Origin of the sequence: Paenarthrobacter sp. YJN-D, from assembly GCF_015040335.1 — a bacterium.
GTDB classification, from domain to species: domain Bacteria; phylum Actinomycetota; class Actinomycetes; order Actinomycetales; family Micrococcaceae; genus Arthrobacter; species Arthrobacter nicotinovorans.
In genome coordinates this window covers 3,955,603-3,976,349 of sequence record NZ_CP053549.1, presented here as the reverse complement: position 1 = coordinate 3,976,349, position 20,747 = coordinate 3,955,603, and the positions used below count along the sequence as shown (strand labels likewise).

At 64.4% G+C, this 20,747-nt stretch carries 21 protein-coding genes; 11 read left to right on the top strand and 10 right to left on the bottom strand.

The features are described from left to right. The first annotated feature begins 55 nt into the window (after positions 1-55). Both HMI60_RS18415 and HMI60_RS18410 read left to right on the top strand, forming a co-directional pair. Positions 56-847 (top strand): SDR family oxidoreductase, encoded by a 792-nt coding sequence (locus HMI60_RS18415; protein ID WP_039243241.1) that lies wholly within the window; start codon positions 56-58, stop codon positions 845-847. 84 nt (positions 848-931) lie between these two features. Then, a complete protein-coding gene (locus HMI60_RS18410; protein ID WP_018779965.1) occupies positions 932-1,468 on the top strand; it encodes an HD domain-containing protein in 537 nt (178 codons plus the stop codon). A gap of 70 nt (positions 1,469-1,538) precedes the next feature. Here the strand turns inward: HMI60_RS18410 and HMI60_RS18405 are convergent, their stop codons facing one another. Continuing rightward, a complete protein-coding gene (locus tag HMI60_RS18405; protein WP_193590174.1) occupies positions 1,539-2,783 on the bottom strand; it encodes a low temperature requirement protein A in 1,245 nt (414 codons plus the stop codon). A 133-nt stretch (positions 2,784-2,916) separates the two neighbouring features. Continuing rightward, entirely contained in the window at positions 2,917-4,209 is a 1,293-nt protein-coding gene (locus HMI60_RS18400; RefSeq protein WP_018779963.1) for an ATP-binding protein, read from the bottom strand. 159 nt (positions 4,210-4,368) lie between these two features. Here HMI60_RS18400 and HMI60_RS18395 point away from each other — a divergent pair, with 159 nt between their 5' ends. Further along, a complete protein-coding gene (locus tag HMI60_RS18395) occupies positions 4,369-5,535 on the top strand; it encodes a VCBS repeat-containing protein (protein WP_193590173.1) in 1,167 nt (388 codons plus the stop codon). 15 nt (positions 5,536-5,550) lie between these two features. Here HMI60_RS18395 and HMI60_RS18390 read toward each other — a convergent pair whose 3' ends face one another. Further along, positions 5,551-6,303, bottom strand: coding sequence for an SDR family NAD(P)-dependent oxidoreductase (locus HMI60_RS18390; protein ID WP_055975373.1), 753 nt, complete (start codon positions 6,301-6,303; stop codon positions 5,551-5,553). Between the two features lie 10 nt (positions 6,304-6,313). After that, positions 6,314-7,225 carry a fumarylacetoacetate hydrolase family protein gene (locus HMI60_RS18385; RefSeq protein ID WP_193590172.1) on the bottom strand — a complete coding sequence of 304 codons (912 nt, stop codon included), beginning with the start codon at positions 7,223-7,225 and terminating at the stop codon, positions 6,314-6,316. 139 nt (positions 7,226-7,364) lie between these two features. On the opposite strand from HMI60_RS18385, the gene HMI60_RS18380 reads away from it, so the two are divergent. Genes HMI60_RS18380 through HMI60_RS18360 form a run of 5 tightly spaced genes read left to right on the top strand, consistent with a single transcriptional unit; the run spans position 7,365 to position 12,120 of the window. Next, a complete protein-coding gene (locus tag HMI60_RS18380) occupies positions 7,365-8,669 on the top strand; it encodes an L-fuconate dehydratase (RefSeq protein ID WP_193590171.1) in 1,305 nt (434 codons plus the stop codon). After that, positions 8,666-10,003 (top strand): alpha-L-fucosidase, encoded by a 1,338-nt coding sequence (locus HMI60_RS18375; protein ID WP_193590170.1) that lies wholly within the window; start codon positions 8,666-8,668, stop codon positions 10,001-10,003. The genes HMI60_RS18380 and HMI60_RS18375 overlap by 4 nt, the downstream gene beginning before the upstream one ends. Then, positions 9,996-10,310: an L-rhamnose mutarotase gene (locus HMI60_RS18370; RefSeq protein WP_193590169.1), complete on the top strand. Its 315-nt coding sequence runs from the start codon at positions 9,996-9,998 to the stop codon at positions 10,308-10,310. The genes HMI60_RS18375 and HMI60_RS18370 overlap by 8 nt, the downstream gene beginning before the upstream one ends. Beyond that, positions 10,307-11,254: an aldo/keto reductase gene (locus tag HMI60_RS18365; protein WP_193590168.1), complete on the top strand. Its 948-nt coding sequence runs from the start codon at positions 10,307-10,309 to the stop codon at positions 11,252-11,254. The genes HMI60_RS18370 and HMI60_RS18365 overlap by 4 nt, the downstream gene beginning before the upstream one ends. After that, entirely contained in the window at positions 11,251-12,120 is an 870-nt protein-coding gene (locus HMI60_RS18360; RefSeq protein ID WP_193590167.1) for an amidohydrolase, read from the top strand. Before HMI60_RS18365 ends, HMI60_RS18360 begins: the two co-directional genes overlap by 4 nt. Here the strand turns inward: HMI60_RS18360 and HMI60_RS18355 are convergent. From HMI60_RS18355 to HMI60_RS18335, 5 genes are all read right to left on the bottom strand, one after another. Continuing rightward, positions 12,117-12,788: a FadR/GntR family transcriptional regulator gene (locus HMI60_RS18355; RefSeq protein ID WP_039243230.1), complete on the bottom strand. Its 672-nt coding sequence runs from the start codon at positions 12,786-12,788 to the stop codon at positions 12,117-12,119. The two genes, HMI60_RS18360 and HMI60_RS18355, sit on opposite strands and share 4 nt — an antisense overlap. Positions 12,789-12,931: 143 nt before the next feature. Further along, entirely contained in the window at positions 12,932-14,440 is a 1,509-nt protein-coding gene (locus HMI60_RS18350; protein ID WP_055975351.1) for an amino acid permease, read from the bottom strand. A 147-nt stretch (positions 14,441-14,587) separates the two neighbouring features. Next, complete coding sequence (gene aspA, locus HMI60_RS18345; RefSeq protein WP_018779953.1) at positions 14,588-16,003, bottom strand: aspartate ammonia-lyase; 1,416 nt, start codon at positions 16,001-16,003, stop codon at positions 14,588-14,590. Positions 16,004-16,016: 13 nt separating this feature from the next. After that, positions 16,017-17,045, bottom strand: coding sequence for an asparaginase (locus HMI60_RS18340; RefSeq protein ID WP_370584051.1), 1,029 nt, complete (start codon positions 17,043-17,045; stop codon positions 16,017-16,019). Further along, on the bottom strand, positions 17,042-17,770 hold the full coding sequence (locus tag HMI60_RS18335) for a FadR/GntR family transcriptional regulator (protein WP_039243226.1): 729 nt from the start codon (positions 17,768-17,770) through the stop codon (positions 17,042-17,044). Before HMI60_RS18335 ends, HMI60_RS18340 begins: the two co-directional genes overlap by 4 nt. Positions 17,771-17,863: 93 nt before the next feature. Here HMI60_RS18335 and HMI60_RS18330 point away from each other — a divergent pair, with 93 nt between their 5' ends. The 3 genes from HMI60_RS18330 to HMI60_RS18320 all read left to right on the top strand — a co-directional run bounded on the left by HMI60_RS18330 (position 17,864) and on the right by HMI60_RS18320 (position 19,584). Next, positions 17,864-18,370: a hypothetical protein gene (locus tag HMI60_RS18330; RefSeq protein WP_018779950.1), complete on the top strand. Its 507-nt coding sequence runs from the start codon at positions 17,864-17,866 to the stop codon at positions 18,368-18,370. A 69-nt stretch (positions 18,371-18,439) separates the two neighbouring features. Next, positions 18,440-19,057 carry a hypothetical protein gene (locus HMI60_RS18325; RefSeq protein WP_055975336.1) on the top strand — a complete coding sequence of 206 codons (618 nt, stop codon included), beginning with the start codon at positions 18,440-18,442 and terminating at the stop codon, positions 19,055-19,057. A gap of 65 nt (positions 19,058-19,122) precedes the next feature. Next, the gene (locus HMI60_RS18320; RefSeq protein ID WP_193590166.1) at positions 19,123-19,584 is read left to right on the top strand and encodes a DUF3817 domain-containing protein; all 462 of its coding nucleotides are present in this window, start codon (positions 19,123-19,125) and stop codon (positions 19,582-19,584) included. A 315-nt stretch (positions 19,585-19,899) separates the two neighbouring features. Here the strand turns inward: HMI60_RS18320 and HMI60_RS18315 are convergent, their stop codons facing one another. After that, on the bottom strand, positions 19,900-20,670 hold the full coding sequence (locus HMI60_RS18315; protein ID WP_227453591.1) for a hypothetical protein: 771 nt from the start codon (positions 20,668-20,670) through the stop codon (positions 19,900-19,902). Between the last annotated feature and the right edge of the window lie 77 nt (positions 20,671-20,747).

The following is a 20,747-nucleotide window of genomic DNA, read 5'->3' as shown; positions in this document are numbered from 1 at the left end:
CGACTACATCAGTCCCCGCCCCAGCATTTCCCGCCCCCGACGATTGGACCCCATCATGACCATGACCTACTCCGACACCACCGCGCTCATCACGGGAGCGAGTTCCGGGCTCGGCGCCGAATTCGCGCAGCGCTTCGCTGCCCGGGGTTCCAACCTCGTCCTGGTTGCCCGTCGTGTTGACCGCCTGGAAGATTTGGCGCAGCAACTGCGCAGCGAGCACGGCATCACCGTGACAGTGCTGCCCATGGATCTGGGCCGGGCGGGCGTAGGCGCAGAGCTCTTCAAGGAACTGGCCGGACGCGGCATCACCGTGGACACCTTGATCAACAATGCCGGCTTCGGCACCCATGGCCTGTTGGTGGAGGAAGACCCGGCCGTTATTGCCTCCGAAATCTCGCTCAATGTAGCTGCCCTGGTGGATATCACGCGGGCCTTCCTGCCCGGAATGCTCGAGTCGGGCAAGGGTGCGCTGGTGAATGTGGCCAGCACGGCTGCTTTCCAGCCGATTCCCGGCATGGCGGTCTATGGCGCAACCAAGGCCTTCGTGCTGAGCTTCACGGAAGCCGTCGCCCATGAAACCAAGGATTCGGGGCTCAATGTCCTGGCCCTCTGCCCGGGGGCCACACGGACGGAGTTCTTCGATGTCCTGGGCAGCCAGTCCGCGGCGGTGGGCAGGATGCAGACCTCCGCCCAGGTGGTGGAGACGGCCATCAAGGCGCTGGACCGCAAGGTCACTCCCGGCAGCGTTGTCTCCGGGTGGATGAACCGGGTAGGCGCTGCCTTCGCCCAGCGGTTGCCCAGGGCCGTGACCGTTGCGATCGCCGCGCGGGCCGTCCAGGACTCCTAGGCCGGTACTTCCGGCGCGGCAACAGCGGATAGCCTGAGTAGAAGGACCTGTCCCCGCAGGTCCGTTGCCAAGCCGGAGGCCAGCATGACCGAACCACGCTTCACCGTAGAGACAGCCAAGGTCCTGGCGGAGGTGGCCCACAACCGCCAGAAGGACAAACTGAAGCGCCCGTACCGGGAGCATGTCCTGGCTGTCGGCGATGCCCTTGCCGATTTTGACGAGGATATCCGGATTGCGGGGTACCTTCACGACATCGCCGAGGACACGCCCATCACCCGGCAAGCGCTGCTGGAGATGGGCGTGTCAGAGCGGGCACTGGCCATAATCGAGCGCGTCACCCGCCGCTTCCACGACGATCCCGATGATTACGACGCCGGCATCCGTTACGTTGCGGAGGACCACGACGCCACGTTGGTAAAGATCGCGGACAACGCCCATAACTCCTTGCCGGAACGGGTCCGGGCCCTCGCGGAGAAGTGGCCGGACAAACCCCCGGTAACCCGCTACGCCGATGCCCGCCCGGTGCTGTATTCGGCAGTTCCGCGCGAGGAAGTCCAGCAGATCCTTGAGCGGATCAACCCGCACCTGCTTGCGGAACTGGACGAGATCGTTCCTGAGTAGTTGAGTAGCTGCGAGGCAGGGCGGGCCTGGGGCACACCCTGCCCGCCCTAAGCCCCCCGGGTAGCTTGCCCTAGCCGGCCGCAGCTTCCAGCCGGCGAAGTGCCGCGGCACGGCCCTTGTGCCCACGCCGTTCGTCGTATGCGATGGACAGGCCCAGCACGAGCATCATTTCCAGCATGCACAGAGGCACGGATGCGCCTGCTGCGGCCATGGCGATACTTCCCGCCAGGCCAAGAACCACCGCAGCTGTGCTCCAGAGCAGCTCCCGGACCGGATTGAGCATGATGCCGTAGAGCGTGGTCAGGGAAACCTTGAACAAAATAATGGGAATGGCTATCGAGGCCACGGCCGCTGCCCCGCTGATGTTGGCCTCGTGGTCGATGAAGTAGGCAGCGATGTGCAGCCCGGCACCCGTGGCGGCAATCGCAGCGAAAATGAACATGTGCCCGTAGCCGAACACCCAGGAGCGGTGCCTTTGGAAATGGAGCGCGGGGCCTGACGGCAGGATGAAGTAGATCCACCACATGGCGAACGCCAGCCCCGTGCCGCTGAAGCCGACCAGCGCGGCATCCAGCGTCCAGCCGTGCAAGGCAACGATGGCCCGGAGCGTCTCAATGGCGCCCACCAGGCATTCGCCCAGGGCGATGATCGCGAGCAGGCCATACCTTTCGGCAATGTGGTGCGCGTGCCAAGGCGTGCGGGCTTTGCGTTCGGCAAGCCCAGGGACGGACATCTCCAGGACGAACAAGGGTGCGGCCAAAAGGAACGTGGTGAGCACATCGGTTTCGATCACCAACGCTACGACCCAACCCACCTGCACGAGCGCCAGGTACTTGGCGTAGCGGAGGCAGGTCTCACGGCGTTCGGGGTCCTGGCGGGCCGCACGCAGCCATTGGAAGATCAGGGCAACGCGCATGATGATGTAGCCGATGAGGATGGCCACGTTATTGACGTGGTCGCCCTCCACCAGTGAATGGAACATCGGTTCGATGCCCATGGCGAGGATGAGGACCCCCACCATCTGGACCATCGTGACCACCCTGAAGACCCAGTCGTCGGTGTCATAGGCGCTGGCAAACCACGTGAAGTTCACCCATGCCCAGATCACCGCGAACATGGCGTAGCAGAATCCGAGCAAACCCGGCCCAACATGGGCTTCAGCCACGGCATGCGCGAACTGGTTACCGGCGACGCCGAAAGCGATGACAAACGTCAGGTCGAAGAACAGCTCAAGCGGGGTGGCAGTTCGGTGCTTCTCGTGGGGATCACGGCCGCCCATCCGGGAGAGGGCATGGCGAAGGGGATTCGTGGACATGGCTCAAAGATTACCGGCGGATCGCCGGATTGCGTCCAGATCGCCGGTTCGCGTCCAGATCGCTGCACGGCTCCGGCGTTCCCGCACGGCTCCGGCGTTCCCGCACGGCTCCGGCGTTTCCGCGGCCAGAAGCCTACACGCGGCCCAGGACGTCGATATCCTCAAGGAAGTCCTGGTGCACTTCGGCGCTCACGGTCGTCCGGGTATCGGCGATCGCGTCGAGGTAGTCCTGCGTGACCGGACCTTTCCGTCCGTTGGGGGCGGCAGCACCGTCGTCGTAGACGGCCTTCTCCAGGGCACGCTGGGAGGCGCTGCGCGCCGCGAACTCAATGTCCGCCGGCGAGAAGCCTTCCGTCCGCTCCACCAACTGGGGGATGTCCACGGCATCCACCACCGACGCCGGAATGAAGCGCTGCCACATGGCCTCACGGGCGTGGACGTCCGGCAGCCCGATGGGAATGACGTAGTCGAAGCGCCCGTGGCGAAGGAACGCGGTATCGAGTGCGCGGATGAAGTTGGTGGCGCAGACCAGCAAACGGCCGGGCTGTTCGCGGAAGGCGGGGATGATCTTGAGGAGTTCATTGGTGACGCCCTGCAGCGGCGACGGCGGATCCCCGGCACGCTGGGAGGCGATCTCCTCCACCTCGTCGATGAACACTACGGCGTGCTCCAGCTCGGCGATTTCCAGGAAGGTCTCCCGCAGTGCACCGGCCAGGCCCTTGGGATCCGAGGCCAGCCGGGATGGGAACACCTCAACAAACGGCCACTCCAAACGCGATGCGATGGCCTTGGCAAAGGTGGTCTTGCCCGTGCCCGGAGGACCGAACAGCACCACTGCCCGCGGAGGAACCACGCCGTATTCGTCCGCGAGGTCGGCCTCGGCCAGGGGAAGGACCAGGCGGCGCTCCAGCAGTTCCTTCTCGCGGCGCATGCCCGCCACGTTCTCCCACAAATCACGCGCCAGGATCCGCCCGCCGAGCAGTCCCAGCGCGCCGAGCTCCTGGCGCTGCACGGGAATGGTCCGCTCGAAGTAGCGCAGGTTCTTCTTCACCACGAAGCCGCGGCCCAGGAACGCTTCCACGCGCGTTTCGGTTTCCGGCATCAAAGCGGACAGCTTGTTCAGGCCGTGCGGGGCCATGCGGTTCTCGACGGCGGACAGCAGCGAGGTGCCGATGCCCCGCCCCCGGAACTCGGTGAGGGTGGCGAGAAAAACGATCCAGCCTTGGTCGTGCGCGGCACGTCCGACGGCGGCGCCCACCACCTGCTCGCCCTGCACCGCCACCACCGCGTGGTCCTTCTCGCAGGATGCAAGGACTTCCGATAACGCATAGACGGGCTCCACGCCGTCGGCCTTGAGCGACTCCCAGAGGTGCAGGATCCCGTCAAGATCGGACGAGTGAAAGTCCCGGATGCGCCAATTGGTCATGAGTTCTTCTCCTGGGCAGTAAGTGAGTCGCCGTTGATTCCTTGGAGTTGAGCATAGGCGAAGCACTGCTGCCGAACGTTGCGGCCCCGTTGCGTTACGGCGTCGGAGGGCGAACCTAAGATGGGCGCAGGAAACTGTCAGCATGTTCAAGGGAGCAACGTGGGTTCTGCATTGGGCGTCATAACCTCGCTGCGGCGGGCAGTAGCCGCAGGGGCCGCAACCCTGGCCGCGATCCTGGCCTCCACCGTCCCGGTTCCGGCTGCGAATGCCGTGGAACCGGACGATTTCAGCATCAGTGGCCCCGCCTATGTCGGGAGCGGCTTGTCAGTCAGTGGCGCCTACGAGTACTTCTCCTCCTGTGACCCGGACCCGCAGCACGGCTACTCCGTCCAGTGGCTTCGCGACGGAGAGCCGGTGACGCCGGAGCCGGCATACTCGCAGTTCTATGACCTCGACATCGAGGACGTCGGAACCCGGATCTCTGCCGTGGTCACGGGCTCGCAGCTGTGCCACCCGGCGCAGGTGGTGGTGAAGGAATCCGAAGTGGTCAAAAGCCAACCCATGCGCGCGGAAGGATTCACGGACAGGGGAGTCTTCGATCTTCTGGGACGTCGGCAAGATGGCGCGCTCATGCTCTATGCGGGCCAGGACACAACGCAAGGATGGAAACCGCCCCAGCTGATAGGCCCCGGCTGGGGCGCCTACACGAGGATCATTGGTGCCGGCGACCTCACCAGCGACGGCAAAACCGAGCTCCTCGCTACTGACGCACAGGGGAGGCTCTGGATGTTCTGGGGCAGGGGAGACGGAACTTTCCCGGCGAACGCCTATCCGTCGGAGATCGGCTGGGGCTGGAACGCCATGGACAAGGTTGTGGGCCCCGGGGACTTCGACGGCGACGGGTACAACGACCTCCTGGCCGCTGAACCCAATGGCAATCTCTACCTCTATCCCAAAGCCGCCCGTGGTTGGACACCCCGGGTCCATGTTGGCCAGGGCTGGGGCGTCATGGACCTGCTCATTACGCCAGGCAATTTCAATGGCGACGGCACGGTAGACGTCCTCGCCAAGGACAAGGCGGGACGTCTGTTCCTCTACGGCGGTACCGGGAGCGGCGGATGGTTGGCGTCACGGCAAGTAGGCCAAGGGTGGAACGTGCTGGGCAAGATCGGCAGTGCCGGGGACTTCAACCGTGACGGCTTCGCTGATATCCACGGGGTCAACAGCGCCGGCGAACTGCTGATGTACTACGGCGATGGGCGCGGCGGTTGGAAGGGCGTGGAGACTGTTGGCTGGGGGTGGAACATCTTCAACGGGCTCTACTGAAACAACCCCGGCCCGTTACTGAACCGGACGCAGCCGCAGACCCTGCATGCCGCCGTCGACCGCCAGCGAGGTGCCCGACGTCGAACCTGACAGCGGGCTCGCCAGATACGCGACGGCGCCGGCCACTTCAGCGGGGTCCACCATCCGGCCGTGCGGCTGGCGGGCATTGAGTGCGGCGCGCTCGCCGGCGGGGTCAGCGGCCGAATCCAACAGGCGGCCCACCCAGGGGGTATCAACGGTGCCCGGGTTGACGCAGTTCACGCGGATTCCTTCCCGGACGTGGTCTGCGGCCATGGCGAGGGTCAGCGACAGGACCGCGCCCTTTGACGCCGAGTACAGTGCACGTTGCGGCAGGCCGGCGGTCGCTGCGATGGAGCACGTGTTCACGATCGCCGCGGCCGGTGATTGGCGCAGGTGCGGCAAGGCCGCGCGGCTGACGCGGGCAATACCCACGACGTTGACATTGAGGACACGCAGCCATTCCTCGTCGTCGTTCGCGGCGATGTCACCCTGTGCGCCGATCCCGGCGTTGTTGATCACGATATCCAGGCGACCGAACTGTTGGGCGACACTCTCGACGGCGGTGCGCACCGAGGCGTCGTCGGCCACGTTGCAGTGCACGCCGAAGTGCGGGCTGGTTTCCGGAGCGAGGTCCAGGACCGCCACTTGGGCGCCGCCTGCGGCGAGGCGGTCCGCAATGGCCGCCCCGATACCCGAGGCACCGCCTGTGACGAGGGCTGCCAGGCCGTCGAATTCCTTACCGGTCATGGCCCGGCCCTCAGGCGTTGGTGCCGGCGAAGGAAACAGGGCGGGCCGATCCTGCTTGTGCCCGGTAGAACTCCTGGCGCTGCCGGCCCAAGCCTTCAATCTCGAGTTCCACAACGTCACCCGGCTGGATGAAGGGGAAGCGGCCGGACAGGGCGACGCCTTCGGGAGTGCCGGTGATGATCACATCGCCCGGTTCAAGGATCATGTACTGGCTGAGGTGGTGGACGATCGTGGCGGGGTCGAAGATCATGTCCGAGGTGGTTGAGTCCTGGCGGTCTTCGCCGTTGACCAGGGTGCGGAGCCGGAGGTTGGCGGCGTCGATGTCCGCAGCGGGTACCAGCCAGGGTCCCAGGGGAGTGGAGCCGGGGAGGGTTTTGCCCTTGGTCCACTGTCCGGCAGCGCCGGGAATCTGGTATTCGCGCTCCGAGAGGTCGTTGGCCACGGCGTAGCCGGCGATGCACATCTCCGCTTCTTCAACGGAGGAAAGGTATGACGCTTCCCGGCCGATCACGATGGCCAGCTCCACTTCCCAGTCGTATTTTTCGGACGACGGCGGGATGGGGGCGGCGTCGAACGGTCCCGCGATGGTGTTGCTCGGCTTCAGGAACACCACGGGAACTTCGGGCGGCGTGGCGCCGGATTCGGCAGCGTGCGCGGTGTAGTTCAGGCCGATGGCAACCACCGCGCCGGGGCGGGCGACGGGTGCGCCGATGCGCAGCCCCTCGGCCGAAATTTCCGCGAGTTCACCGTTTTCCAGGGCCTCGCGGGTGCGTTCGATGCCATCAGAGGCGAGGAACTTGCCGTCGATGTCCTGGGTGAGGGTGGTGAGGCTGAAGTATTTTTCGAGGCCGTGGGCGTCCTGGGCGATGACGGCCGGTTGTTCGTTTCCGGCCGTACCCAGCCTGGCGAATTTCAAGGTCATGGCTTCCTCCGTGCGTTCGGGACTAACATCCGAACTCTAGTGTGATGTTTTCCCCCATAATACGGAAATGTGACCCATTGACAAGGCATACATCCGATGTTTAGCTGGCATCGAAGAATACGACGCAGCCAGGAGCCCAATGAGCATCATCACCGAAATCGAAACATTCGATATTCGCTTCCCGACGTCCCGGGACCTGGATGGTTCCGATGCCATGAACCCGGATCCGGATTACTCAGCCGCCTACCTGGTCATCCGGACCGATGCCACCGACGGGCATGAGGGCCACGGTTTCGTCTTCACCATCGGGCGCGGCAATGAGGTGGAAACGGCGGCCATCAACGCCCTGCGCGGACACATCCTCGGCGCCGATGTTGAAACCTTGCTGGAGGACATGGGTGCGACGTGGAAGCTCCTGGCCCACGACTCCCAACTCCGCTGGCTCGGACCCGAAAAAGGCGTCATGCACATGGCCATCGGCGCGGTGGTCAATGCCCTTTGGGACCTGAAAGCCAAACGTGCGGGACTTCCCCTGTGGGAACTGCTTGCCGACATGGCCCCGGAAGAAATCGTGGCACTGGTCGACTTCAGATACCTCACGGACGCGCTCACCCCGGACGAAGCCCTGGCCATCCTCCGCGTCGCCGAACCGGGAAAGGAACAGCGGAAGGCCGCCCTTCGCGCTGAAGGCTACCCCGCGTACACCACGACGCCGGGATGGCTGGGTTACAGCGACGCGAAACTGACGCGGCTGGCCAAGGAAGCGGTGGCGGACGGATTCACACAGATCAAGCTGAAGGTGGGGGCGTCCTTGGACGACGACATCCGCCGCGTCCGGGCCGCCCGCGCCGCCGTGGGCCCGGACATCAGGATCGCTGTTGATGCCAACCAGCGCTGGGATGTCCAGGACGCCATCGACTGGATGGCCCACCTTGCCCCGTACGACATCGCCTGGATCGAAGAACCCACCAGCCCGGACGACATCCTCGGGCACGCCGCCATCGCCCGCGCAGTGGCACCCATTCCGGTGGCAACGGGGGAGCACGTCCAGAACCGGGTGGTGTTCAAACAGATGCTCCAGGCGGGCTCGCTGCAGGTCCTGCAGATCGACGCCGCCCGCGTAGCCGGGGTCAACGAGAACATCGCCATCCTGCTGCTGGCCGCGAAGTTCGGGGTCCCGGTATGCCCGCACGCAGGCGGAGTGGGGCTCTGTGAAGCCGTGCAGCATTTGTCCATGTTCGATTTCGTGGCGGTCACCGGGACCAAAGAGGGCAGGACCATAGAGTTCGTGGACCACCTCCACGAACACTTCGTCACACCCGTGGACGTCCACAGCGGCGCGTACTGGCCGCCGTCGTCCCCTGGTGCCGGCAACGAAATGCTCCGTGAAACACTGGCCGTATACAGCTTTCCGGACGGCCCGGTATGGAAGGAAACCCATTGATCCAGCACGCCCCCTGGTTCGAAGAAGCACGTTTCGGCATGTTCGTGCACTGGGGCATCTACGCCCTGCCCGCACGCCACGAATGGGTGATGAACCGGGAAGAGATCACTGTGGAGGAGTACTCAAAGTACTTCCGCCGCTTCGACCCGGACCTTTACGATCCCCGCGAGTGGGCCCGGGCCGCCCGCGAGGCAGGGATGAAGTACGTGGTCCTCACCACCAAACACCACGACGGTTTCTGCCTTTGGGACTCGGCCCTGACCGATTACAAGGCCACCAACACGCCCGCCGGCAGGGACCTGATCACGCCCTACGTCGAAGCACTTCGCGCCGAGGGGCTGAAGGTGGGCTTCTATCACTCGCTCGTTGACTGGCACCACCCCGACTTCACCATTGACGGGGTACATCCCCAACGCAACGCCGCCGACGTCGAAAGCCTCAACGCCGGTCGCGACATGGCCCGCTACCGTGACTACCTCCATGGCCAGGTGCGCGAGCTCCTGAGCAACTACGGCACCATCGACTATCTGTTCTTCGACTTCTCCTACGCCGGCCTCGGCCACGCAGAGTTCTGGGGCGGCAAGGGTCGTGACGACTGGGGCTCGGAGGCGCTGCTCGCCATGGTCCGTGAACTGCAGCCCGGGATCGTGGTCAACGACCGTCTGGACATCCCGGGAGACTTTGTCACGCCGGAGCAGTACCAGCCTGCCGGCCCCATGATGCTCGACGGCGAACCCGTCACCTGGGAGGCTTGCCAAACCCTGAACGGCAGCTGGGGGTACGACCGGGACAACCAGAACTACAAGTCCGTGGACCTGCTGATCCGGATGCTGGTGGATGGCGTTTCCAAGGGCGGCAACCTGCTGCTCAACGTTGGCCCCACCGGCAGGGGGTCCCTTGATCCGCGGGCGCTGGAGTCGTTGGAGGGAATCGGGAAGTGGATGCAGCTGCACTCCCGTTCCATCTACGGGGCGGGGACTTCGCCGTTCACCGCGCCCTCCGACGTACGCTACACGCAGCGCGGGGACAGGCTGTACGTTCACCTGTTCAGCTGGCCCTTCGAATACGTGCACCTGCCGGACCTGGCAGGCAAAGTGGAATACGCCCAGCTGCTCAACGATGCCTCGGAGGTGTTCCTGCAGGAAGTGGACCCCGGGCAGCAACCAGCCAACATGACCCCCGGAGGCCAGCCGCCGGGCACGCTGACCATCAAGCTGCCGGTGCAGCGACCCGATGCCGCTGTTCCCGTGCTGGAATTGTTCCTCAAGCCCGGCTCCACAGGGGCAGGCTCCGCAGAGTCCGACTCCACGGGGGCCGGTGAACGCGATGACTGAGAGCATCGCCCTGCACACCCGCCTCAAGCCCGGTGCCGAGGAGGAATACGCTGACGCCCATGCGAACATCCCTCCGGAACTCGTGGCGGCATTGAAGGAAGCGGGGGTGCGGAACTGGCGTATCTGGCGCAGCGGGCTCGACCTCTTCCACGTGGTGGACGTGGACGACTACCAGGCAATGCGGCATGCGCTCGCCGATCACCCCGCCAACGTCCCGTGGCAAGCCCGTTTGGCTGAACTTTTGGAGGTCCAGGACGATTACACCGGGGCTGATAGGGGTATCGGTAGAGTATGGGAACTGCCATGAATGCACCTGATCTGGGCAAGCTCGGTTTCGGCGGAGCGGGCATAGGGAATCTCTACCGGGCCCTTCCTGATGGGGAAGCCCTCGCCACGGTACTTGCTGCGTGGGACGCCGGGATCCGCTACTTCGATACCGCGCCGCATTACGGACTCGGCCTGTCCGAACAAAGGCTCGGTGCTGTCCTGAGGGACAAACCGCGGGAGGAATTCGTCATCTCCACCAAGGTGGGGCGCCGGCTGGAACCCAACGGGTCCGAAGGCCGGGATTCCGAAGGCTTCGACGTTCCTGCCACCAGCCGTCGTGTTTGGGACTTCTCCGAGGCCGGCATCCGTCGCAGTATCGAGGAGTCCTTGGAGCGGCTCGGCCTTAGCCATGTGGACATCGCGTACCTGCACGACCCCGACGTCCACGACCTGCAGGCCGGAATCGAACACGGCTTGCCGGCCCTGGAAAAGCTGCGTTCCGAAGGCCTGGTCACGGCGATTGGCGTGGGCACCAACTCCGCCGAAGCCGCGCTGGAGTGCGTCGAAGCCGCCGACCTTGACCTCCTGATGCTTGCCGGCCGCTACACCCTGCTGGAGCAGCCAGACGTTCCGCTGCTTGACCGCTGTGTGGAGCGCCGCACCGGCGTCGTGAATGTGGGCGTCTTCAACTCGGGCCTCCTGGCCCGCCCGGACGTCCCCGACGACGCGCACTACAACTACGACCAAGCGCCGCCGGAAGTGCTGGAGCGGGCCCGGGCGCTAGCGTCCGTCTGCCGCGACTTCGGCGTCGAACTCCCGACGGCGGCACTCCAGTTCCCGCTGCGGCATCCGGCCGTGGTGAACGTGACAGCAGGAGCGACTTCTCCTGAACAGGTCACCACCAACGCCGCCCGCATGGACGAGCCACTCCCCGAAGAGCTGTGGGAGGCTTTGGAGGGCTTGCGGAAAGGCGCCGGGCAGTGATTGATTCACACCTGCACCTGTGGACGCTGGACACTTTCGTCACCGGCGGTGAACGTCCCTACCCGTGGCTCGGTCCGCAGCACGGTGCGCTCTTCCGCAGCTTTGGCGAAGAAGAGGCGAGGGAGACCCTGGAGGCCGCGGGTGTCCGGGCTGCGGTGCTGGTCCAGGCCGACGACACCATAGCCGATACGGACAGCATGCTGGCCGTCGCAGCGCGGAATCCGTGGGTGCTGGGCGTGGTGGGCTGGGTGCGGTTGGACTCGCCGGCTGAGTGCGCTTCCCAGCTGGACAGCTTCAGTGCACAAACTGTGTTCAAGGGCGTGCGCCACTTGGTGCACGACGATCCACGGGCGGACTTCCTGGACCTCCCTACCGTGCGCGAGTCCCTCGCTTTGGTGGCGCTACGTGGCCTGGCCTTTGATATTCAGGATGCATTCCCCCGTCATTTGGGCGCGGCCGTCCGGCTTGCCCGGGACCTCCCGGAGCTGACCGTGGTCCTTGACCATTTGGGGAAGCCGCCGCGGTCCGATGCCTCGCTCATGGACTCGTGGCGCACTGATTTCCTTGCCTTGGGCCGCGAGCCTAACACCGTAGCCAAGCTATCCGGGCTCCACGCTCCGGGGCTGCCGTACACCAGCGCGGCACTGCGGCCGCTGTTCGAAACCGCGCTGGAAGCTTTCGGCGCCGGCCGCCTGATGATCGGTGGCGACTGGCCGGTCAGCATCCTCGGGGCGCCTTACGGCCGGACCCTCGACGTCCTGCTGGAACTGGTGTCCTCCCTGAGCCCTGCGGAGCAGGATTCCATCCTGGAGGGGACTGCGATCCGTACCTATGGGCTGGCGGCCAACCCGTTGGTGGATGCCTAGAGGGCCTGGCGCAGCCAGTTCTCCACGCCACTGATGTGCACCGTCACCAGCGCCCGCACCAGCTCCGCATCACCGCGCTCCAGCGCATCCGCGATGGCACGGTGCTCCGCCAAAGTGTGGGACACGGCCTTTTCCTGCGTCAATCCACGCCAGATCCGGGCCCGCACCGTGCTGCTGGAAAGGGCCTCCAAGAGGCTGCCGAGGTAGTCGTTTCCCGCGGCTGCGGTGATGATGCTGTGAAACTCGAGGTCATGGGCCACGAGTTCTTCGACGTCGGTGTTTTCGTCGATCCCGTCCATGGTGGCCCGCAGGGACTGGAGCTCGTCCGGGGTAATCTTGCCCGCTGCCAGCTGGGCTGTGGCGGGTTCCAGGATTCGTCGGACCTCGAAGAGTTCAAGGATGGAACGGTCCTGGTGCAGGTCCACCACGAACGCCACGGCCTCGTTGAGCAGTTTGGCATCGAGGCTGGTCACGTACGTGCCGTCGCCGCGGCGCACGTCCAGCACCCGGATCAGCTCCAGGGCCTTCACTGCTTCACGCAGCGAGCTCCTGGAAAGGCCAAGACGTTCGCTCAGTTCCTTTTCAGGGGGAAGCCGATCGCCCGCCTTGAGTTCGCCGCGGATCAGCATGTCCTTGATCTTGCTGATCGCTTCGTCTGTGACAGCCATGGACCAATAGTAGCCACGAATGATCGGATGTCTGCCCGCGCCGCGACCTCACCCAATTGGGGGCGTTAACCAACGACGGCGGCACCCGGGTTCCGCTGTTACGGAACCCGGGTGCCGCCGTCGGGCGCTAACGGGTACTGCTGTTACTTATCGCCGCCAGGCAACGGGCGGTTGGCGATCACCGGGGCGCTGCCCGTGTAACCGTCACGCGTGGCGGCGAGCTCGTGGATCTGCTTGCGGCACAGGAACCAGCCCCAGACCATCAGCCCGCAAGCGATCGCGGTGACCAGCATGGTGAGCGGGGACTCGATGAACACCATCACCAGGACGCCGGCAAGGAAGACCAGGGACAACCAGCCTGTGTAGGGTGCGCCAAACAAACGGAAGGACGGACGCTTCACCCAGCCCTTGTCGGACCAGCGCTTGAGCTGCATCTGGCACAGCACAATGGTTGCCCAGGTGACAATGATGCCCACGGAAGCCACGTTCAAAACGATCTCGAAGGCGTCGGCCGGGACCAGGTAGTTCAGCGGAACACCGAGCAGGGAAACACCTGCGGTGATCGCAATGCCGCCGTAAGGGACGCCGGCCTTGTTCATGCGCTGGGCGAACTTCGGAGCGGAACCCGCCACGGACATGGAACGGAGGATACGGCCCGTGGAGTAGAGCCCGGCGTTCAGCGAGGACAGTGCTGCCGTGAGGACCACGAGGTTCATGATCACGTCAACGCCCTGGACACCGATGGATCCGAAGAACGTCACGAACGGGCTGACGCCCTTTTCGTAGGAGGTGTAGGGGAGCAGCAGGGCGAGCAGGATGACCGAGCCGACGTAGAAGACCGCGATGCGGAAGACCACGGAGTTGATGGCCTTGGGCATGATCTTTTCGGGGTTAGGAGTTTCGCCGGCCGCCGTGCCCACGAGTTCGATCGAGGCGTAGGCGAACAGCACACCCTGCATGAGGATGATCATGGGCAGGATGCCGTTCGGGAACACGCCGCCGTTGTCCGAGATCAGGCTGAAGCCGACTTCCTGGCCATCAACCGGGGTGCCGAAGATGACGAAGTACGTGCCCACCAGGAGGAAGGCCACCAGCGCAGCAACCTTGATCAGGGCGAACCAGAATTCCATCTCGCCGAAGACCTTCACGGAGACGAGGTTCAGGCTCAGCACCACCACCAGGGCGATGAGGGCCCACGCCCACTGCGGAACGGCGCCCATCCAGGGGATGTACTTGCCGAAGAAGTTCATGTAGAGGGCGGCCGCCGTGATGTCCACGATGGTGGTGGTGGCCCAGTTGATCCAGTAGAACCAACCGGAGACGAATGCTGCCTTCTCGCCGTAGAACTCACGGGCGTAGGAGACGAACGAACCCGAGGACGGGCGGTGCAGCACCAGTTCACCCAGTGCGCGGAGGATCAGGAAGGCAAAAAAGCCGCAGACGGCGTACGCGATCACCAGGGACGGGCCGGCGGCGTTAAGGCGGCCACCTGCACCCAGGAACAGGCCGGTGCCGATTGCGCCACCGATCGCGATCATCTGGATCTGGCGGGGCTTGAGGTCCTTGTGGTAGCCGGAGTCCTCTTTGTGCAGGGCCTTCTCACTGGCGTGCGCTTGGGCCGGAACCGTGTGGTCAGTGATGGGATTGGTCATTGGAATCCTTAGGAGTGTCCTGTTGGGGTTGTCCTGGGTGGATCCGGTCGGGGATCCGGGCACACAGGACAGCGCCTCGTTGGGGGTATGCCTCATCGGGCGGGACGGCTGACTACAGCCGCTGGGATTTCTCTGGCCTGATCTGGCCTATTTGCTCAGGTTGGCCAGACGTTCCGGGCTGAGCAATTCCTCGAGCTGGGCAGCGGTCAGGAGACCGTGCTCCAACACGAGTTCTGCCACACCCTTGCCCGTCGCCAGCGCCTCCTGGGCGATAGCGGTAGCGGAGGCGTAACCGATGTGGGGGTTCAATGCCGTGACGAGACCGATCGACTGCTCCACGGTAAGCCGTAGCCGCTCGGTGTTTGCGGTGATGCCCCGGACGCAGCGTGCCGTAAGGGTGCGGCACGCTGCTTCCAGGTGGGAGATGCTCTTGTGCAGGCTGTGCACAATGATCGGTTCGAAGGCATTCAGCTGGAGCTGGCCTGCCTCCGCGGCCATGGTGACGGTGACATCGTTGCCGATGACTTCGTACGCCACCTGGCTGACCACTTCCGGGATCACCGGATTGATCTTGCCGGGCATGATCGACGAACCGGACTGCACAGCCGGAAGGTTGATCTCGCCCAATCCCGCACGCGGCCCGGAGGACAGCAGGCGGAGGTCGTTGCAAATCTTGGAGAGCTTCACTGCCACGCGCTTCAGCACACCGGACAGGTGGACAAACGCTCCCACATCCTGGGTGGCCTCAATGAGGTCCGCGGCGGTCAGCAGGGGAAGGCCGGTGATTTCGGCCAGGTGGCGGCAAGCTGCGTCCGCGTAGCCAACCGGGGCATTCAGGCCCGTACCGATGGCCGTGGCACCCAGGTTGATCTCATGGATGAGCATGTGGGACTCGTCCAGACGGGCGCGGTCCTCGCCGATGGTCACGGCGTAACCGCCGAATTCCTGGCCCAGCGTCATGGGCACAGCGTCCTGGAGCTGGGTGCGGCCCATCTTCACTACGGTCCGGAACTCAAGACCCTTTTCGGCGAACGCTTGTTCAAGCTCTTCGAGGGCCAGGAGGAGTTCCTTGACCGAGAAGATCGTCGCCAGGTTCACGGCCGTCGGGTAGACGTCGTTGGTGGACTGGCTCAGGTTCACGTGGTCATTCGGGTGCAGCTTTGCGTAGTCACCCTTGGGGTGCCCCAGGATTTCCAAGGCACGGTTGGCGATGACCTCGTTGGCGTTCATGTTGGAACTGGTTCCTGCGCCGCCCTGGATCACGTCCACCATGAACTGCTCCTGCAGCTTCCCGTCCAGGATGTCCTGGCAGGCCTGGTCGATGGCGTTCGCACGCTCAGCGTCCAGGAGGCCCAGCTCGTGGTTAGTGCGGGCGGCGGCCTGCTTGACCGCAGCCAGTCCACGGACCAGGTGCTTGTTGGTGGACAGCGGCTGCCCGGTGATGGGGAAGTTCTCGATGGCGCGGAGGGTGTGGACGCCCCAGTAGGCGTCCGCGGGTACATCGCGATCGCCCAGGAGGTCGTGTTCGGAACGGAGGGGGATCGCCTGATCGACGGTGGTCATAGCTGTCCTTGGTTTAGTTGCTGAAAATTCGGGCTGCACGGAGCTCGCCGACCGGAAGGCCGCCGCCCAGCACAGGTGGGCTTTGAAGCGTGTCCAGGCTGCCGCCGTCGACGCCCAAGCGGCGAAGCACCTCAACGGTGACGGGCATGCGGGCGCGATCGCCGCCGTCGGAAATCTTCACCGCCAGGCCGGTGCCGTCCGGAAGACCAACCAACTGCAGGCCTTCGAAGCCGTCCTTGGCGAGCAAGCCGGGGACCGCACGCATGAGGGCGGTGACGTCGCGGCCTTCGCCGGCCACCATCTCCGGGAAGCGGCGCATGGCGTGCGCAACTTTGCCTTCGAGAGTGTCCTGGTCTGCGGCGGCCAGGCGGCCATAGGCGCGGGCCATGCCATGCAGCGAGTGGGCGAACAGCGGAGTCCCGCAACCATCAGTGCTGACTGCGGCCGCTTCCTCGCCGGTCAGTTCGGTGATGGTGTCGCGGACCAGGACCTGCAGCGGGTGCTCCGGGTGCAGGTATCCCTCTACAGGCCAGCCGTTGATGACGCAGACGGCGGTCATGGACGCGTGCTTGCCGGAGCAGTTCTGCGCGATCCGGGTGGGGCCGTTTCCGGCGCGGAGCCACTCCTCGCGTTCGGCGACGCCGTACGGAAGGTCCGTGCTGTTGGCCAGGGCTTGGTCGTTGAGGCCGTGCAGCCTCAGGATCTCGGTGGCGCCGTCGCGGTGCATCTTTGCGCCGGAGTGGCTGGCAGCCGTGAGGGCCAAGAGGTTTTCGGGGATGTCCAGGCCGGCCTTCAGGAGGGCGACAGCCTGCAGCGGCTTCAGGCTCGAACGCGGGTACATGGGGGCGTCCGGCTGGCCGGCCTCGATGAGGCTGCTGTCCTCTGCCGAGAGTGCGATCAGCGAGCCGTAGTGGATGCTCTCCACCAGTCCGTCGCGGGTCACTTCGACAAGCGGGACGTGGTTTGGCGCCTTGGTGTTCTGCGCCGCGGCCTGATGGGCCGGTGCTGTGGGGACGGGCATGGTGTCCTTTGGGTGGGTCATTTGTTGAGGATTGTGTCCAGCGCAACGCTGACGGCCTGGAGGTGGTCGGCCATCGCCCTGCTTGCGGCTTCGGAATCGCCGGCTTCAATCGCGTTCAGCACTGCGACGTGTTCCTCGTCCGAGCGGTGTTGCCTGTCAGCAACGAGGTTGAGGGTTTCCGACTGGTGGGCCAAGGCCTCGCGGATGTCAGAGACAACGCTGGCGAACACGCGGTTTCCGCTGGCCCGGGCCACGGCTGAGTGGAACGTGGCGTCCAGGTTCACCCATGATTCGGGGTCGGTCTCGTTGAGCATCTCCTGGACGATGTCCTTGAGGTGTTCGAGCTCTTCCTCGGTCCTTCTTTGCGCCGCGAGTCCCGCTGCCGGGATCTCGATGTGCGGACGTGCCTCGTTGAGATCGCGTGCACTGTACTGACCCAAGGTAAGGTCATTAGCAACCTTGTTGGCCACAATGAATGTGCCCTTGCCGGTTTTGGTGACAGTGAGGCCCAAGGTGTTGCACGACCGTAGCGCTTCCCGGATGACTGAGCGGCTGACACCGTACTGGGCAGCCAGCGTCGCTTCGGAACTCAGCTTGGTGCCGATATCGAACTGGCCACCCTCGATGGCCCGCCGGAGCGCAGCAAAGACGGCCTCAGCTGCGGAAATGCGCGAAATAGGCATATGCGCTGATTGGCCGCTCATGGGCTCTTGCTGTCCGGCTGTCCGGCTGTCTGACAGGTTCACGCTTCGAATATGGCACGGGTCACAAGAGGCTGTCAACGCTGAAAGGCTTGCTTCACGGTTTGGGGACTGGTAGTGGGCTCCCCACAATGGATCATGCTCTTCACCAAAAAGACCCTCACCGAGGACGGATTCACCGGATTCCGACCACTCGACGAACTCGATCCCATGCGGATCCCACAAGGACCCGGGATATTCGTGGTCCTTCGCCCAGCCGGATTTGAACCGGTCTTTCTGAACAAGAGCACCGCCGGGACCTTCAAGAAGAAGGACCCATCATTGAAGCGCGAAGCACTCGCGTCCGAGTGGCTCACAGACGCCTCAGTGCTCTACATCGGCAAAGCCAGCGCGGGCAGTCAGGGCAACCGCGGGCTACGGAAGCAGATCCAGGAATTCATGGACTACGGCCGCGGGCGACCAACCGTCGTGTGGGATGCGCGCCTCATTTGGCAGTTGCGGGACGCCTTGGACCTGGTCATCGCTTGGAAGGAACTGCCGCCGGAGGGGCTGAGTGCAGCCGAAGCCGACTATCACGCCGCGTTCATTTCCGCTCACGGACGCCTTCCGTTCGCCAATCTCGTCCAGGCGCGCGCCAGGAAATAGCCCAAGGAGGCCGACGGCGGCAGGTGCCTTTCGCCGTCGGCCTCCCGCTGCGTGGGTGATCGGCGGATAATGGCGTCCATGACGGCCGGCAGCCCCACTGGAAGCACCGCGGGTCAACCGCGCATCACGGTAGAGGTTCCTGTCCTTCGGATCGGTGGCGGGCAGGCCGATTACGAGGGCCTCAAGCGATTCGTTGATTCGCTGCGCAAGCCGCAAGGGCTGCACATGACGCTGCTGCACGTGGGGATCCTCCACGAACTCGCAGATGATATTGCCGCGTGGACCAAAGGAAGGGCGACGCCGGAGAGGGTTCTGCCCGAGATTACGAGCTGGTTGACGGAACTGCCGGTGCTGCAGGGGTTTCTGGGTAAGTCGGACAAAGTGGTCCCGCTGGGTGGCGGTCGGCTGATGGGGCTTGAGGTGGACGTTCCCCAGGAAGTTCACGACTACCAAGCGCTTCTGGTGCAGGGCTTGCACGTGCTTCTTGATGATCTTGGCCTCGACAACATCGATGACTTCATCCTGGGCTCACCCGCTTTGGGCTACAGGTCTCCGCGCTGGTTGCCGCACATTGCCGTGGGAAGGGCGCGGTCGCGACACGAGCCGCCCGTGGAGATCGCTCCGGTGGCCATTGAATTCGGTGACTCGCGCATCCGGAACAGGCTGGCGCTCCCTGGGCAGGGGTGATTCTGACGGAGCCCGGCCGCCACGGTAAATTGGACGTGACTCCAGATCTCAACCAGAGGACTTCCATGCAGCCCCGTGCCCTGTTCCGTACCGTCGCTCTTGCCGAGGCCGTGACATGGACGCTGCTGCTGATCGGGCTGTTCCTTAAATACGTCACGAAGACCACTGACCTCGGCGTGAGTATCGCCGGAGGCATCCACGGCTTCGTGTTCCTTTGCTACGCAGCGACGGCCGCCTTCACCTGGATCAACCAGAAGTGGACAACGCGGACTGGCCTGCTCGCCATCGGCTCCGCTGTGATTCCCTATGCCACCATCCCGATGGAGAAGTCGCTGGATCGCCGGGGTCTCCTGGCCGGTGGGTGGCGTTTGGCCGCTGGGGGCGAGAAGCCTCAGGGTGGCTTTGAGAAAGCCCAGGCGTGGGTCCTTCGCAATCCGATCCTCGCGGTTGTGGTGACCCTGGTGGCTGTGGGTGCAGTGTTCAGCTTCCTTCTGTTCATGGGCCCTCCGGGTACCTGGTTCTCCTAGGATCCAGCCGGCGGGAAGCATCGGTTCTTCGGAACTGGTGCTTTTCTTGCTTTATCACCTGGTTCTCGCCTTTGCGTGTGCCGCCCCGACCTGCTTTGGATCTGTGTTGGGTCTGACACGCCGTCTGTGGGGTGTGTCGCCCGGGGTTTGGCGTTCAAAGTGGGTGGTGGCGGCACGGGTCTTTCCCAAAACTTCGACGTCGGCACCCGTTTGGTGTGGCTTTGTGACCTTGTTTGAGGCCGTTGAGTGCGCTTTTCCCGCGGTTTCGAGCTGTTTCGGGTTCAAAACGGGTCAGGAAGCTACTGTTCCGAGGCCTTAGTGCGTTGGTTCGGTGGTGGGGCAGCCCCAGGAGTTGGGGTTTTGTTGGCAGGTGTCGGCGACGAGTGCTCTTTGTGTTTTCCAGACCTGGATGGTTGTGGCTGGTGTGGTCAGGTCCAGGGTTCCGTTGATGGGTAGTGGTGGGCCGTTGTTGACGGAGTAGGTGCCGGTGAAGCTGGTGGTGATGGTGGCGGGGTAGTTGCCGGTTTGGGTGTAGCTGTGGCTGGTGCGGGTTTCGGTGGTGAGCCATTCGGCTTCGGGGATGGGGTAGCCGGCGGCGGGGGTGGGGCCCAGGGTGGTGCCGTCTCCGAAGGTGTAGGTGTGGTTGGCGGGGGTGGCGGTGAGGTGGATGGCTTGGCCGAGGATGGTGACGTCGAAGGTTTGTTCGGTGGCGGTGGTGTAGAAGTTGGTGGGTCCGCCTTTGAGGGTGTGGGGGAAGGGTTGGGCTTGTAGGTTTCCTGGGTTGATGGGGAGTTGGCGGAAGTCGTTGAGGATGCGGGCGGCGATGTCGGCCAGGACGTTTTGCGGCTCTGCGTCATAGAGGCAGGTGGGTCCGGTGATGGGGATCCAGTTGGTCCAGCCGGGGTTGGTGATGGCTTTGGGGGCTTCTTTCCAGATGACGGGGGTGCCTTCTGGGCCGCCGGGTGTGGTGGCGGGGCAGTCGAGGGCGTCGCAGCCGGGGTCTTTGGTGTCGGGTCCGTCGGCACGGCAGTGGGTATCGGCCATGTACTGGTTGGGGTCCTCGGCGGCCGGGGACGCGCCAGGCATGGGTGTGGATTTACCAGTTTCGGGATGAAACTCCCAGACAGCGCCCACGAATGCTGAACCTTCTTGAAAGCCGGCGT